Below are 15670 nucleotides of genomic sequence, written 5' to 3'. Positions count from 1 at the left end.
GGCGCCGCCCCGGTCGGCATGGCGTCCCTTGACGGCGCAACGCGCGGTTCAGTCCCATTCATCCAGGATGGCCAGTGCGTCGGCCAGCTTTTTCACGCCGAACACCTGCATGCCCTCCTGGCTTTTTTTCGGTACATTGGCAAACGGCACAATGGCCCGGCGAAAACCGTGCTTGGCCGCCTCGGCGATACGCTCCTGTCCGCTGGGCACCGGCCGAATCTCTCCCGCCAGTCCCACCTCGCCGAACACCACCAGATCCGCCGGCAAGGGACGATCGCGCAGGCTCGATACCATGGCCAGCATCAAAGCCAGATCGGCGCTGGTTTCATTGACCTTGACGCCGCCCACCACGTTCACGAACACGTCCTGATCAGCCATTTGCAGACCGCCATGGCGATGCAGCACCGCCAGCAACAGCGCCAGACGGTTTTGGTCCAGGCCCACCGCGACCCGCCGCGGGTTGGCCAGCATCGACCCGTCCACCAGCGCCTGGATCTCCACCAGTAGCGGCCGGGTGCCTTCCCATACCACCATCACGCTGCTGCCCGAGGTCAGCTCGTCGCCGCGGCTGAGGAAAATGGCCGACGGATTGCTGACCTCCCGCAACCCCTGCTCCGTCATGGCGAAAACCCCCAGTTCATTCACCGCACCGAAACGGTTTTTATGGCTGCGCAGCGTGCGAAACCGGGAATCGGCATCGCCATCGAGCATCACCGAACAGTCGATGCAATGTTCCAGCACTTTGGGGCCCGCCAGCGTGCCGTCTTTGGTGACATGACCCACCATCAGAATGGCCACGCCCTGGGTTTTGGCAAACCGGGTCAAGTAGGCGGCGGTTTCCCGAACCTGGGCCACGCTACCGGGCGAGGATTGAATATCCGCCATATGCATGACCTGGATGGAATCAATCACCATCAGCCGGGGTTTCGCTTCGGCGGCGACCAGGCAGATTTGCTCGATACTGGTCTCCGACAACATATTCAGGCCGGCGGTCGGCAGCGCCAGCCGCTGGGCGCGCATGGCGACTTGCTGTAACGACTCCTCGCCGGTGACATACAGGGTTTCCATCTGTCCGGCCAGGCGGCACAAGGTCTGTAGCAACAACGTGCTTTTACCGGCGCCGGGATTACCGCCGATAAGGATGGCGCTGCCCGGCACCACGCCGCCGCCCAGCACCCGATCAAATTCGCGAAAGCCGGTTGAAAAACGGGGCAACGCCTCCGGACTGATATCCGCCAGCTTGCGCACCCGGCTGACGCCGGCCTCGCCGGCGTAGCCGCTGAACCGTTCATTGCGCGCCGCGGCGGGCGAGGCGGCCAGCCGGATTTCGGTTATGGTGTTCCAGGCCTGGCAGGCGGTACATTGCCCTTGCCAGCGCGGATAGTCCGCCCCGCATTCGTTACAGACAAACGCCCGTTTTGCCGCTTTGGCCACAGATACCTCGCATAACGGTTAAAGCGTGTGGCGCGCCTGACGATCCGCGCTTTTGAGATTGCCGCTCAGAATGCACAGGATGCCGAGCAGATCCGCATGGCGAATCACCACCTTGCTTTGTTGGTTGACTTTAGGCTTGGCACGATAGGCAATCCCCAATCCCGCCGACTGTAACATCAATAAATCGTTGGCGCCGTCGCCGACCGCCACGGTCTGATGGCGCGGTATGGACAGCGCGTCCGCCAGCCGGGACAGTTCACGGGCCTTGTAATTTGCGTCGACGATAGGTCCGGTCACCCGGCCGGTGAATTTACCGTCGACGATCTCCAATTCATTGGCCGCCACCGATACCAGACCCAGCCTGTCCCGCAGTTCATCGGCGAAATAGGTAAAACCGCCGGAAGCAATGGCCACCTGCCAGCCCCGCGCCTTGAGCCTCGCCACCAGCCCGGTCAGGCCGGGCATCAGCGGCAGGCCCTCGCGCACCTGACGCAGAATATCCGCATCGGCGCCCTCAAGCGTCGCCACCCGGTGTCGCAGACTGGCGGCGAAATCCAATTCCCCGCGCATGGCGCGCTCGGTGACGGCGGCGACCTGTTCCCCCACTCCGGCCAGTTTGGCGATTTCATCAATACACTCTATCCGGATTGCGGTAGAATCCATATCCATAACCAGCAGTCCGGGTTCGCTGAGCCGGGGCGTTTTGCCGAAAGGCGCCACATCCAGTCCCTGTCGGTGGGCGAGCGGCAGCGCCGCCGGATTAAACGCGCCGGCCAGCCTCACCACCTGGTAATCTTCAACGTGCCAGGCGGAAACGATGACCATGGGGACGCCAAGGGCGCACTGAAAATGGCTCAGGGAAGCCTTGTCAAGGTGTTTGCCATACAACAGCCAGCCGGTATTCCCCGCCCAGTAGTCGAGCGGCATCACCTCGTCGCCGCTAAGCGACAGCGGCAAACCGGACCATTGCGAGAGGGTGTCGGGCAATCCGCAGTATGTCAGACTGATTGGCATTCGCTACTCCTGTTGTAGGCATACTCGCGATAAACGGCAAGATAAAACGACGCGCATCAAGCTATCCTATCGCCGGGGCTTCTGGCAACATAAAGCGTCTTTACTTGCATAGGTATGCCATGACCCGCGCCAAATTGTCGTTCCGATTACACCGCACCGTCATTGTCCTGATTTGCCTGACGCTGCTGGTGGCGCTGATGCAAGGCGCCGCCTGGTTCAGCTTGAGCCAGCAGATGGCCCGCTCGGCCCAGGTGGACGAACTGGCCGATACCCTGGTACGCCAGCTTGCCGATCAGTTGGCGCCGCTGATGGACGACAGCGACGGCAACAATGCCGCCATCCAGACGATTCTCGATAAACTCACCGCCAATAGCCGGATCCTCGACGCCGGCGTCTACGCCATGGACGGCAGTCTGGTCGCCCGGGCGGGAGAAAACGTCAGCGTCCGGGACAGGCTGGCTATCGGCCATCCCCGCGCCGGCGGTTATTTCAACCATCAGTTGGTGCGGGCCATTACCAACCAGGACGGCCCCTGCGGCTTTGTCAGGCTGACATTGGACACCCATATCCTCAAAACCGAGGACAAGCAGGTGGATAACACCACCAACCTGCTGCGGTTGATGATCTTGCTGGCGCTGGCCATCGGGATCATTCTGGCGCGCACGCTATTGCAAAACCGACGCAGCCGCTGGCAGCAATCGCCGTTTTTACTGACCGCCAATCATCCGGTGGAAGAACATAAACCCGAGGAAGAACGGCCCGACGACCCGCCTCCGGGCAATAAGCACCCTTAGGGCCGCCGTCGCGGATGGCGGCGGCGTTATGCAATCGGGCCGATAATCCCGGCATGCTCGACAGCGGCGGCGCATATCCCCGGCGTTTTAAGCATCATCGTCCAGCAGCACCGATTCCAGCGCCACGCGGATCATATCGTTAAAACTGGTCTGGCGCGCGGCGGCGTCCAGCGCCTCGCCGGTGCGGATATGATCGGATACGGTGCAGATTGTCAAGGCGCGCGCGCCGAATTCGGCCGCCACCCCGTAGATACCCGCGGCTTCCATTTCCACACCCAAGATGCCGTATTTTTCCATGACATCGAACATCTGCGGATCGGGGGTATAAAACAGATCCGCGGAAAACAGGTTGCCGACCCGGACCGTCACGCCGGCGGTCCGCGCGGCGTCCACTGCGTTGCGCAGCATGGCGTAATCAGCGATCGCCGCGAAATCATGCCCCTTGAAACGGGTGCGGTTGACCTGCGAATCGGTGCAGGCGCCCATGCCGATCACGACGTCACGGACGTTCACATCGCCGCGCAGGGCGCCGCAGGACCCCACCCGAAGGATCTTTTTCACGCCATATTCGGTGATAAGCTCTTTGGCATAAATGGAACAGGAGGGGATCCCCATGCCGTGCCCCATCACCGAAACGGAACGACCTTTATAGCGGCCGGTATAGCCCAACATGCCGCGCACATCATTTACCTGGCGCGGCAGGGTAAGAAAATGATTTGCGATATACTGGGCTCGCAGGGGGTCCCCCGGCATCAAAACCACATCGGCAAAATCCCCTGGTTCAGCATTGATATGCGGCGTCGCCATATATTTTTCCTTATTTTTATCAGAAACGTTCGGCCCACCGGGACCGGTCTACCACATCGCCGCGCCATACCGCATCGGCGAGAGGCCGAAATACTGCGCCACTGTCTGGCCGATATCGGCGAATGTGGCGCGATGCCCGTAGGAACCGGCTTTGACCCCGGGACCGTAGATCAGGACCGGCACATGCTCACGGGTATGATCGGTGCCGGTCCAGGTAGGATCGCAGCCATGATCGGCGGTCAGGATAAGCATATCCTCTCCCGTGACCTGCGCCATTAATTCCGGCAGGCGCCGATCAAATAGCTCCAGCGCCGCCGCATAACCGGCCACATCGCGTCGATGTCCGTAAGACGAATCGAAATCGACGAAATTGGTGAAGACAATGGTCTTGTCTCCCGCCGCCGCCATTTCCCGCAACGTGGCATCAAACAGCGCGTCCAGGCCGGTAGCCTTGATTTTTTTGCTGATGCCCACCTGAGCGTAAATATCGGCGATTTTGCCAATGGAAATCACCTGGCCGCCCTTTTCTTCGATCAGTTTCTGCAAGACGGTGGCCGAAGGCGGCGCCACGGCCAGATCGTGGCGGTTGCCGGTTCGCGCGAACCGGCCCGGTCCGTCGCCGATAAACGGCCGGGCGATGACCCGGCCGATATTATAACCGCCCTCATTAAGCAGTCTACGCGCGATTTCGCACAGGTCATACAGCCGTTGCAGACCAAAGGTCTCCTCATGGCAGGCAATCTGGAACACCGAATCCGCCGAGGTGTAAAATATAGGTTTGCCGGTCCGCATATGCTCGACACCTAAAGCGTCGAGTATAACCGTGCCCGATGAGTGGCAGTTGCCCAAATACCCCGGCAAGTCCGCCGAACGCACCAGTTGCTGCAACAGCGCCGGCGGAAAACTGTTTTCCGTCCGGGGAAAATATCCCCAGTCGAACATCACCGGCACGCCGGCGATTTCCCAGTGGCCGGAAGGCGTGTCCTTGCCGGAGGAAAGCTCGCTGGCATAGGCGTATGCCCCGATTATGCGGGCATGTTCATCCAGGCCCGGCGGAAAGCGGCCGGTGGACTCCTGGGCGGCTTTGCCCAATCCCAGCCGGGACAGGTTGGGGAGCGTCAACGGCCCCCGCCGGCCCCGGTCCGCCTCGCCGCGCAGGCAGCATTCGGCGATATGGCCGAGCGTATCGGCGCCCCGGTCGCCAAACTTGTCGGCATCCGCGGCAGCGCCGATACCAAATGAGTCGAGCACCATGATATAAGTACGTTTCATACGTTCTCCTGCTTGCGGCGCAACGCCCGATTAGGGCGCCGCGCCGTAAAATCATTGTCGCCGCCGAGGCTTAGCCGGTATGCGCCAAGGCGATGAAAGGTGGCGACATCGGACTATCCGTCAAGGCGTTCAATACGGCGATAGATCACCGGCAACGACGCCGGCGGTCTCGCGGCGATGACCATTGCCGAGCGTACCGTCCCGGCGGCCTGCATCCAGCTATCCTCGCTGGCGGCATGGATAACGGCCAGCGGCTGTCCGATCTCCACCGCATCGCCCAACCGCGCCACTTCCGTTAAGCCGACGCTGTAGTCGATGACGTCGCTGGCGCGCCGGCGGCCGCCGCCCAGGGCGACCACCGCCATCCCCAGCGCCCGGGTATCCATGGCCTCGATATAGCCGGCTTGCTCGGCCAGTACCGGCTTGCTCAGCGTGGCCGCGGGCAAATAATCGTCGTACCGGTCCAGGAAATCCCCCGGTCCGCCCTGCGCGGCGATCATCCGGCCAAAGCGTTCCGCCGCCTCGCCGTTGTCCAGGACGCGCAACAACCGCGTCCGCGCCCGCGCTTCGTCATCCGCCAGGCCGGCCGAAACCAACATTTCGCCGCACAGCGCCATCGTCACCTCGAACAATCGGGGATTACGCTGCGCGCCGGTGAGAAAACGCACGGCCTCGCGGACTTCCAGCGCATTGCCGGCGCTGGAAGCCAGCACCTGGTTCATATCGGTCAGCAGCGCCGTCGTCCGGCAACCGGCGCCATTGGCCACGCCGACGATGGCCTCCGCCAACGCCACCGATTGCCGGTAGTCCGCCATGAGGGCGCCGGAGCCGACTTTCACATCCATGACCAGGGCGTCCAGACTTTCCGCCAATTTTTTCGCCAGTATGGAGGCCGTGATAAGCGGAATGGAATCCACGGTCGCGGTGATATCGCGGGTGGCGTAAAAGCGCTTATCCGCCGGGGCCAGGGAATTGGTCTGGCCGATAATCGCCAGGCCGATAGTCTTGATCTGACCGCGCAAAGCCTCATCGTCCGGGAAGATGTCCAGACCGGGAATGGATTCCAGTTTATCCAATGTCCCGCCGGTATGGCCCAGCCCGCGACCCGACACCATCGGCACATAACCGCCGCAAGCGGCTATCATGGGGCCCAGCATCAACGAGGTGACGTCACCCACGCCGCCGGTGGAATGCTTGTCTACCACCGGGCCGTTCAGACGGCAGTCGCGCCAATCCAGCACATGGCCGGAGTCGCGCATGGCCAACGTCAACGCCACCCGTTCTTGCAGCGTCATGTCATGAAAAAAAACGGCCATCGCCAGCGCGGCGATCTGGCCTTCCGAGACGGTGTTATCCCGGATACCGTTGATAAAAAATCGAATCTCGTCTTCATTCAGCGTTTCACCGTCGCGTTTTTTGCGTATGATTTCCTGAGCGAGATACACAATAGCCCCCTGCGCGGCCCTATCGGCCATCAACCGGTAAAAAGGATTCGGCGGCGTATCCGCCGTATTTGTTACAGGCGCGTGAGCCGATCAGTAACCTTGCCCGGCGCGCGGCGCGTCATAGCCGAGCGCTTGGAGCAGGCTGGCCAGCAGGCTGGAGGCGCCGAAACGGAAGTGGCGCGCATCGGCCCAGTCCGGTCCCATCATGCGATCGGCCAGGGCCAGATAGGCCGCCGCCTCCTGCACGGTGCGAACGCCGCCGGCCGGTTTAAGACCGACTCTTTCCCCGGCATGGCTGGCGCGAATCGCCGTCAGCATAATCTCGGCGCTTTCCAGCGTCGCATTGACCGCCACTTTGCCGGTGGAGGTTTTGATAAAATCCGCGCCGGCGTCAATAGCAATATCGGCGGCCCGGCGAATAAGCGCCGCCTGCCGTAATTCCCCGGTTTCGAGAATGACTTTCAGCAGTACGCCGTGTTCGGCGCACAACGCTTTACAGCGGCCGACCAGGTCGTAGCCCGCTTGTGTTTCACCGGCCGCCAGCGCCCGATAGGGGAACACCACGTCAATTTCGTCGGCGCCGGCAGCGATAGCCGTCCGGGTTTCCCCCAGCACGGCCTCGATACCGTCTCCGCCGGCGGGAAAGTTGACCACGGTGGCGACGCGAATCCCCGGCGTACCCTGTTGATTGAGGGTTTGACGGGCAATAGGGATGAAACGGGGGTAGATACAGACGGCGGCGGTATTGCCGGCCGGACTTTTGGCCTGGGCGCAGAGCGCCGCGACTTTTTCATCGGAATCGTCGTCGCCCAGAGTGGTCAGGTCCATGAGACCCAGGGCGCGGCGAGCCGCGATGGTTAATTCGTTCATAGTACTCTCCAACGTTCCGGTTCCTTGGCAGGTAACCGAATCCATAAAAGGAGGGGGCATCCAACGCGACCCTCCGCATGTTGGCGAGCGGACTTGGTTCCTTGAAGAAGGCCCGGCCATACGTACCCGCCAGGCATCAGAGATCCTTCTCACCGCATAAGCCTTACCAGACATACGGGACGGCACCGCCCCGTCTTACGCGCGAGTGTATTTTTTCATATTTGACGCGAATATGCTGCCCGGGCTGTGAAAATTATGCGTTTGATCGCGTCAATTGGAGTAAAAACCGCCGATTAATGCGGTAAACCAAATAACGCGCAGGTATTGTGATAAATCACCTCGGCCAGGTGTTCCGGGGGGTCATCGCGCAGTTCGCATAACGCCTGGAATGTCTGACGCACCCGTTCCGGCCGGTTCGGCCGACCTTGAAAACCGCATAGCGGCATATCGGGCGCATCGGTTTCCAGCAACAAGCGTTCCGCCGGCAACCGGGCTATGGCCTGGCGGGTTTTGCTGGCGCGCGGGTAGGTGATGGTGCCGCCTACGCCGATATAATAACCGAGCCGGATAAATGCCTGCGCCTGCTGATAACTGCCGGCGAAACCATGCACCACGCCGGTACGGGGCAGATTGAAACGGCGCAGCAGGGCGGCCAGCCGGTCGTGGGTGCGCCTGGAATGTAAAATCACCGGCAAATTATACTGTTTGGCAAAATACAGCTGATCCTCCAGCAAGGCCGTCTGGCGGGCGGTGCAAGGGTCGTCCATATACTCGTCCAATCCGATTTCCCCCAGCGCCACCAATTTGTCGGGCGCCTGGCGCAAATAGCGCTCAAGCTGCGCCAGGCCTTCGTCGTTATGTCGGCGAATAGCGAGCGGATGCATTCCCAGCGCGGCATAAAGCGGCCCATGTTGCCGCGCCAGCGCCAACACGCCGGCAAAATGCTCAGCACTCACCGCCGGCACAATGATTTTCCCGACGCCCGCCTCGGCCGCCCGACGCAGACTGTCGTCCTCGTCGCCCTGAAACGGCGGAAAATCGAAATGACAATGGGAATCGATAAATGGAAATTTCATAGACTTTTGTAGCGCGGCGATTTTTTTTGCATTAAAACGCGATTTTTTTTGCAACGCAAAAAGTTAAGATTTTGCATAATGCAAAATTAATCGCATATCGTTAATCACCAGTCTCGGTAAAACGGCAGACTTGTCCATCGACAACGATATGGTTCAGCAGTAGCATGAATCGTCTAGACCACCATACTAGACAATAATGCATTTCTCTATTGATCGGATTTCAGCCCGCCATGAGCGGGCATTTTTGTATGCGGCCAGAGAGGAGAAGATGCGCTTAAGCCATCCGCAGACCGCTTTAGATAGTTATCCCTTTGAAATAATAATAGTTTTGATACAGTTTATAGAGCGATACAATCTCAGCATCAGTAAGCGCCCGAGAAAAAGCCAGAACCGCTCTAATAAAGCATGTGGTGGTTAAATTACCATCCACCGACCCGCCAATCTTTATGCTACCGGTAACGTTATAGGGTGCGGCGGATCCTTGCGCAATAGCAGATTGAAGCGTTCGTGGTATTAGGGTGTTGACCGCAATGAGTCCTGAATTATTGTTGTTCAAAATGAACCGCGACGAAAAGAAGTCCTCGGTTTGTCCGGACGGCAAGGCGGTTGGGACAATCTGAGTAGATAAAGAGCTGCCGCTAGAATTTAACCAAACGGAACCTTCATGTGTAGCGTCATACCACCGGACGCCTTTTGAACGCTGAGGGCTAGCCACTTGTATAACGCCTAATAGGGGGAATTGACCAGTACTTGCCCCAGCGATGGAAATCATGGTCATATCACTGGCATTGTAGTTACTGATTTCTATACCCGTATTAACATAAGCAGCATCGCTAAACGTTGCCCCATAAGCTCCCAATGCCGGAGAGCCCACAACGGTCATTGACGAGCCAACCCGGTTACGGGTTAACGATGCGCTATCCCCAGAGTCGAAATCCGCCTGCAAAATACAATTGGCAAACAATGAGGGAACTTTGGTAATGTCGTTAGGGTAATGCAAATTAATATCGGTCAAGTAATTGCCGGCGGTAAAAACCGAATCGGTGTGAATATCAATTTTAGCCATCATTAAGCCCTTAAAATGCGTGGTAGAACACCACTAAGTCGTTGTAGAGATTTTCGCCGGTTAAGGGCGAAACCCGGGTTTCTGAGTCATGGATATTGCCGCGCGACGCCAGGCCGTCTTGAGGGGAATTCCCGGCTATACCCGTATAGGCGTAAGCAACATAAGTTGCGGTTCCGGTTTTTATCACGGTAACAGTTTTTCCTGATACCGACACCGCCGAAATAACAGCGTCTGACGTTATGCCGTAGTTGCCGGGATCAGTCAAAAAGGTCGTATCGATGACCAAGTCCCCGACAGCGTTCGGCACATCAAAAGTAATTTCCGTCTCAGTCTGGGAAAAATTATTCGGCATCAAGCCGCTACTCGTTGCCCCATTTAAAACCGCAGCCAATTGTATCCCAGCTACATCCCCCTCAGTCCGATAAGAGGTATCGGTTAAATGGTCTTTGTCCTGGTAGTGCCGTCTATACTGGGTGGTGAGTAAGAAAAATAAAGCGGGATTATCCCGGATGACTTCATACTGGGCGTTTCCAATTGGATTATTGACGGAATTACCGGCTGTTCCCCCATAGGCCCTGGTATTTGAAAACTGGCATATCCCCATCTTTAGAACAAATGACGGGCTACCCATCAACTCCTGGATATATATTTCAAAACTACTTCTCAACGTTAAAAGGCGTTGCTTATAAACAGATGCCGAGGTGCCCCCCGCAGCATCCTGGTTACCATGGGTAAAGACCATGATGGGATGATATTTTAAGCCCATTTGCTTGGCAATCGCATAACCCTGCTGCATTGCCATTAGAGTTGTATTGTATGAGACGGTCCCCGCCGAAAGGTCCACAATGGTTTTACCCGACGCCCCGGTTGAAGAAACCAATACGGTATTGCCGTTAATCGTATGGAGCTGGTAACCTATACCCGATAAATTAGATTCCCGCGTGGAGCCCTTGCCGAAGTTTTCCCGCATCGGCACTAAATACTGAGCATCGGATAACACCATAGTGGTATCTGTTGCGGCAGCGTCAAATTTAGCGCCGCCATTGAAACAAAATGCATCATAGGGATACGGAGCCGTCACCGTAATGGGATTACGAACCGATACCGTACCACCCGCAACTGATAATGATTGCCCATCACCTACCACATGGTAAAGATAGCCGTCATTCTCATTCATCCTATTTGACGCATCCGCTGCCATTCTGGCAGCAACAAAATCATCCCCATTTTGCTGCGAAGCGAACTTTATATAAAATGTACCGTCGCCGTTATCCACCACAACGGGGTTTAAATTAAGAAATGAATCATTTGTTAATTGAGTAAGGGTTTTGCCGTTCTGTAGCAAATACAGGTTATTATTGTTTGAAAAGACCAGAGGGTTTGATGCTGCGGCCGTAGATGCGCTATTGCTTTCAACCGATTTTATCGTACCGTCTATATATTGAATGTAATTCGCATTACCTTCACTGTCAGCGCGAATATAGTCGATGCCGTCGAATTCGGGGTCGTTACTATAATACGTGAAAATATTCCCAATTTGATGCGACCCATCATCATAAAACGTCGCCAGTACGGAGCTGTCAGCGTCTTTGACGATATTCACAAAATTGGTTGCGCCCACTAATTTGACGGAACTACCGAACATCATCGACGCGGCACGTAAAAGACCACTGGACATCAACGCCAGGGCTGTGTTCCCGCTTTCATCCGCCCAGGCCCGCAGTACGCTAGATATTTTTGTCCCGTCGCTCTGATAGGACATAACGCCATTTTGTAATACCGACCCATCATCATAAAACGTCGCCAGTACGGAGCTGTCAGCGTCTTTGACCACCTGGTAGTAATTGCTCCCGCCAACGATTTTAACCGAGTACCCGAACATTAGGCTGGCGATGCGCGCGAGCCCATTAGTGAGAATAACCAGGGTGGGATTGCCGTCTTCATCAGCCCAGGCATGCGCTATGCCGGGAGCAGATTGAATTTCTGGTATGATGGCATAAACCGCATCCACCGCCTCAATGCTCGCATCAATCGCCGCCCCTGACGGATACGTTTTCAGCGCTCCGTTAGAATCGAGAACAGGCGTGGCCACCCCGGAAACGTTTTTACCCTCAACGGCCCAAACAGTATCATCATCAGAACGGTAAGAGAAAGATGCACCTTCTGGTATTTTCCCCGCATCAATTGCCGTCTGAGCAGTAGCTAAATCGGCGAAAGGAAGTTCACCAGACTTAATAAGTCCATTATAGGCTTCCAATTGAGCCTTAAGATATTGCGTCCTATTAGCCAATTGATTAGCTGGTACGTTTAATACGCCACCAGGGCCAGCTTTAGCCCGCTCGGTTTCTTCCAATTGATGAACGCCAGATTCCCATGACGGTGTTTCAGGTAAATCAGCCATTATTCACCTCGGTCGTGGTGTCAGTCGTGGATGTGGTGGCGGGGACAGACACAGCAAGCCATTGGATATTAGGTGCAGTCGATGTATCAACGCGATTCAATAAAACCCGATAGGACTGCAATGCGGTTAGTTGGGCTCTCTCAGCATCCGTGGCCATTTCTAAATTGACCGCGTCTTGCAAAATAGAGATTTGTTCTGTGGCAGACGCAATTAGGGCTGTCTTTTGGGTGTCAGCGACGGCAATGTCTGCCGCGCGCTGTGCATCTGTGTCCGTTACCCATTTCGAACCGTCCCATTTATCGTAAGGCGTGGCAGGAGATGATGTTGTAACATTATCGGACAATGGGCCAATGGCCGTGATAATCTCGGTCGCCAGCGTTTGAGTATTATATACTGTTACCCCACGATAATCGGCCATGACAGACCAGCTGGAATTATCATCGGAACGGACGATGGCCTGATTGTCCACTTTTCCTGGGGGCGCATCGAGACACGAACACGCAGGAATACCGACGCCTAATGCACAATATTCTTCACTTTGACAAAGAAACTCTCCCGTTGATGTATCAAAATGAAATACTGTCACCATCCCCGCCTGGGTGGCGATTTTATTATCGTCAAAAACCGCGTTCTTTTGGTCAGACATTATGCCGCCCTCACGATATAGTTAAAGGCAATATTTTTTACAGTGTTTTCAGAATTACCGGTTGAATTCACCGTAATGGTATGGGTATGCGAGCCCAGTGTTAAATTGTGATAATGAGAGCCGCTATTTGACGTCGTGCCGAAATCCGTGCCCATATTCGAGCCCACCGCCTGATCGCTACCGCCGGATTTTTGCATCGAGCTACCCCAGCCATGATTGTGATCACCCTGGGTATCGGTCTGTTTCGTGCCAAGGTCGGTCGACGATGCTGACGCACTATGGGTATGCGATTTTACGCCATCGGCTTCCTGACTGAGCAACGTTCGACCGGACGCTGGCAACCCCTTAATCGTCTGGCCGCGCAAATCAGGTAATACACCACTGGTATAAACAGCGGCTAAACTGGGGTAAACAGCGGCGCTAAATGACGCGCCATTGCAAATTAGATAACCCGATGGCGGCGTGCTGGTCGGCCACGGAAGCGGAATGCCATAAGGAACTGAAATATTGGCGTTCACCAATATCGCATTAATCGCCTGGAGTACCTGGGTATTATTATCACCGTCAGGATTGATATTGGCGGCTGATAACAATGACAGCAATTCACTTTCGACAGCGCGGAGTGCCGACTGAACATTATTTAAAAACAACGCGGGAACGGCAGTACCTAATGCCCCTGTTCCGGGGTTCCCATCACTAAACTCATTATTCGGTGCATCGACCGGCGGCATAAGGCTTTGCATACAGACTCCAGTTAATCGGTATCTTTTTCGACATAGCCCGTTAAGGGCTGTTCGCCATCCAACAAGGCAGTGCCATCGAGATAAAGCGGGTCTTGAATTTCAGACGCGTAACGGAAATAACACAACGTATGCGCGGGTTTCAGGTCGTTAAAGGTGCTTTCTAATATCTTGTCGCCTAATGTCATTAGCCGTTCACCGACCCGCGATGTTCCGGTACGAAAATAATAAATCGGTACCTGTAATCCATATACATTGACGCGCCAGGTAAAAATAATGTCGTCGATATAAAGCGTATCGCCGCACCGGCTTGTGCCGGCACGAAACGGCTGCAATTCATCAATGGTAATGGTGTAGCCAATACTCTTGGCTAAATTGATGAAATACGGAATATCTAGGCCGCCAGTTTCCGAGAGCTTGATTAAGATAATGTCCAGCCGTTCCTGATAGCCGCTGTCCGCTTTGGGCGTGATATTTAATACCCGCTCCCAATCCTGCAATAAATCACCGGCATAAAACGGCGTAACGCCATCCAGCGCGGCATTGGCTGAGCTGTCGACATTATCGAGCATATCGGCTTCGGCATTGATTTCAGCGGCCAGGCGGGGCTGGGCAGTGTCATAGGCCACGGGCGGGAGCAATGCGGCCAATAGAGTTTTATTACTCATAATTGCGATACCGTAATATTTCCGGCGCGGATCCACTCGACGACGGTATCGTTGACAGTGGGGGACACATTACCCGTAGGCGTAACAATAACCCGGTCGACCACGCCGGTGATATTTGATACCAATGCCTCCGCCTGTGAACGGATAAATGGGTCGCCCGGCGGCAGCTTATTGATGTAATCATCCAGGGCCGAGATAATTGCGGTCGTTGCCGCATCCAGCGTGACACCGTCTAATGAGACCTGAATTTCCAGGTCCACGGCTTTAATGGTCGGTCCCAATACCAGGCAATTTTTGGCCGTCACCGGCCGCACATCGTCGATATAGGCTTGTGTCGCGGCGATAATGTCATCGGACGGTAGTCCGCTGGCAGACGTGATAACCACATCCACCGTCCCCAGGCCCCGGCGCAGCGGGTAAACATAGGCCGCCGTCACGCCATCCACCGACATCGCCCAACGGCGATAATCGTATTGATTGCCGCCTGCCGGCGCGCGACGGATGATGTCGAGCAACCGGGCCAGCAACTCGGTATCGCTTTCCTTGTCCGTTCCGCCGGACATGATGCCGATGGCCACTGTGCTGTCGAACCCCGTGGGGGTACTGTTGAACGTGCCCGACGCGACGGCCGTGGTATTGCCGGCCGCGCCGGCGGTGGAGTAATTGGCGGCCACCGTCCCATTGCCGCCATTGTCCAGGGTTACGGCGGCGGTAGTGGTATAGGACAGGTCGCCACGAGTGATGATAAGACCCGCGTCAGCGCTGGCGCCTGGCTCGCCGGTGACAGTGATATTCCCGTTTGCGGTGGTGGCCGATTTGCGAAACAGATTGCGCGTACGCGCATGCCATTCGAGATATTCCGTATCCGCCGTGTCTGGAAATATTTGCCGGACTATCCAGCCCTGATACTGATAAATGCCGATGGCGAGGCTGGCCAACGCGCTGGCGCGGACATAATAATCGCTATCGACGCCAGTATCCGCACTCGGTAGTTGATTGCTGATGTCGCGCAGAAAATCGCTGCGAATATCATCAAACGTTGGCGTGATATACGGCATTACGCGACCCTCACCTGGTGCTGGTATTCGACGGTGTTGCCGTCTGCCTGGATAACGGTGATTAAAAGAAGCAGCCATCCTGGCTGCCCGGAAAACGTCTCAACCGTGATGCTCTTTGCCCGACCGTCGGTATCAGCCGTGAGCGGTGCGAGCGCCTCTTCGACATACTGGCGGGCGAGTTTCTGGACGCGGGTTACATCTTTCTCTCTCCTCAGCAAGTAGAGTTTTGACCCGACCGCCGGCTGGGCCCACCAGGAGCCGAGCGGGATGGTCAAACGCAGATACACTGCGTTAGCCAGGGTTTGGGTGCTGGTTCCGGTGTAATCGCCGGTTGTCGGGTCTAATAAATTGTCCACGCTGCCATGGTGGCAGCGCGAAG

15 protein-coding genes are annotated in these 15670 nt (G+C 56.4%); 1 reads left to right on the top strand and 14 read right to left on the bottom strand.

Going from position 1 to position 15670, the window contains the following annotated elements:
* Positions 1-48 precede the first annotated feature (48 nt).
* Entirely contained in the window at positions 49-1434 is a 1386-nt protein-coding gene (gene radA / locus FCN80_RS01130; RefSeq protein WP_136987975.1) for a DNA repair protein RadA, read from the bottom strand.
* Positions 1435-1452: 18 nt separating this feature from the next.
* Positions 1453-2448, bottom strand: coding sequence for a phosphoserine phosphatase (gene serB / locus FCN80_RS01125; protein ID WP_136987974.1), 996 nt, complete (start codon positions 2446-2448; stop codon positions 1453-1455).
* A 119-nt stretch (positions 2449-2567) separates the two neighbouring features.
* Between serB and FCN80_RS01120 the strand changes: the two genes are divergently transcribed.
* Positions 2568-3242: a YtjB family periplasmic protein gene (locus tag FCN80_RS01120; RefSeq protein WP_136987973.1), complete on the top strand. Its 675-nt coding sequence runs from the start codon at positions 2568-2570 to the stop codon at positions 3240-3242.
* Positions 3243-3329: 87 nt separating this feature from the next.
* Here FCN80_RS01120 and deoD read toward each other — a convergent pair whose 3' ends face one another.
* From deoD to FCN80_RS01060, 12 genes are all read right to left on the bottom strand, one after another.
* Positions 3330-4049, bottom strand: a complete 720-nt coding sequence (gene deoD / locus FCN80_RS01115) for a purine-nucleoside phosphorylase (protein ID WP_136987972.1) — start codon at positions 4047-4049, stop codon at positions 3330-3332.
* 48 nt (positions 4050-4097) lie between these two features.
* Positions 4098-5321, bottom strand: a complete 1224-nt coding sequence (gene deoB / locus FCN80_RS01110) for a phosphopentomutase (RefSeq protein ID WP_136987971.1) — start codon at positions 5319-5321, stop codon at positions 4098-4100.
* Positions 5322-5434: 113 nt separating this feature from the next.
* A complete protein-coding gene (deoA, locus tag FCN80_RS01105) occupies positions 5435-6766 on the bottom strand; it encodes a thymidine phosphorylase (RefSeq protein WP_136987970.1) in 1332 nt (443 codons plus the stop codon).
* A gap of 90 nt (positions 6767-6856) precedes the next feature.
* The gene (gene deoC, locus FCN80_RS01100) at positions 6857-7636 is read right to left on the bottom strand and encodes a deoxyribose-phosphate aldolase (protein ID WP_136987969.1); all 780 of its coding nucleotides are present in this window, start codon (positions 7634-7636) and stop codon (positions 6857-6859) included.
* Between the two features lie 293 nt (positions 7637-7929).
* Positions 7930-8712, bottom strand: coding sequence for a TatD family hydrolase (locus FCN80_RS01095; RefSeq protein WP_136987968.1), 783 nt, complete (start codon positions 8710-8712; stop codon positions 7930-7932).
* A 295-nt stretch (positions 8713-9007) separates the two neighbouring features.
* Complete coding sequence (locus FCN80_RS01090) at positions 9008-9781, bottom strand: hypothetical protein (RefSeq protein WP_170975289.1); 774 nt, start codon at positions 9779-9781, stop codon at positions 9008-9010.
* A gap of 7 nt (positions 9782-9788) precedes the next feature.
* Entirely contained in the window at positions 9789-12179 is a 2391-nt protein-coding gene (locus tag FCN80_RS01085; protein ID WP_136987966.1) for a hypothetical protein, read from the bottom strand.
* Positions 12172-12825, bottom strand: a complete 654-nt coding sequence (locus FCN80_RS01080; RefSeq protein ID WP_136987965.1) for a tail fiber assembly protein — start codon at positions 12823-12825, stop codon at positions 12172-12174. Before FCN80_RS01080 ends, FCN80_RS01085 begins: the two co-directional genes overlap by 8 nt.
* Positions 12825-13568, bottom strand: coding sequence for a phage tail protein (locus tag FCN80_RS01075; protein WP_136987964.1), 744 nt, complete (start codon positions 13566-13568; stop codon positions 12825-12827). Before FCN80_RS01075 ends, FCN80_RS01080 begins: the two co-directional genes overlap by 1 nt.
* An 11-nt stretch (positions 13569-13579) precedes the next feature.
* Entirely contained in the window at positions 13580-14233 is a 654-nt protein-coding gene (locus tag FCN80_RS01070) for a YmfQ family protein (protein WP_136987963.1), read from the bottom strand.
* Positions 14230-15291: a baseplate J/gp47 family protein gene (locus tag FCN80_RS01065; RefSeq protein ID WP_136987962.1), complete on the bottom strand. Its 1062-nt coding sequence runs from the start codon at positions 15289-15291 to the stop codon at positions 14230-14232. The genes FCN80_RS01070 and FCN80_RS01065 overlap by 4 nt, the downstream gene beginning before the upstream one ends.
* A complete protein-coding gene (locus FCN80_RS01060; RefSeq protein ID WP_136987961.1) occupies positions 15291-15647 on the bottom strand; it encodes a phage GP46 family protein in 357 nt (118 codons plus the stop codon). The genes FCN80_RS01065 and FCN80_RS01060 overlap by 1 nt, the downstream gene beginning before the upstream one ends.
* Positions 15648-15670 lie beyond the last annotated feature (23 nt).

The organism is Martelella alba, assembly GCF_005217455.1.
In the GTDB taxonomy this organism is placed as follows: domain Bacteria; phylum Pseudomonadota; class Gammaproteobacteria; order Enterobacterales; family Enterobacteriaceae; genus Acerihabitans.
This window is presented reverse-complemented; position numbering and strand designations above follow the sequence as displayed.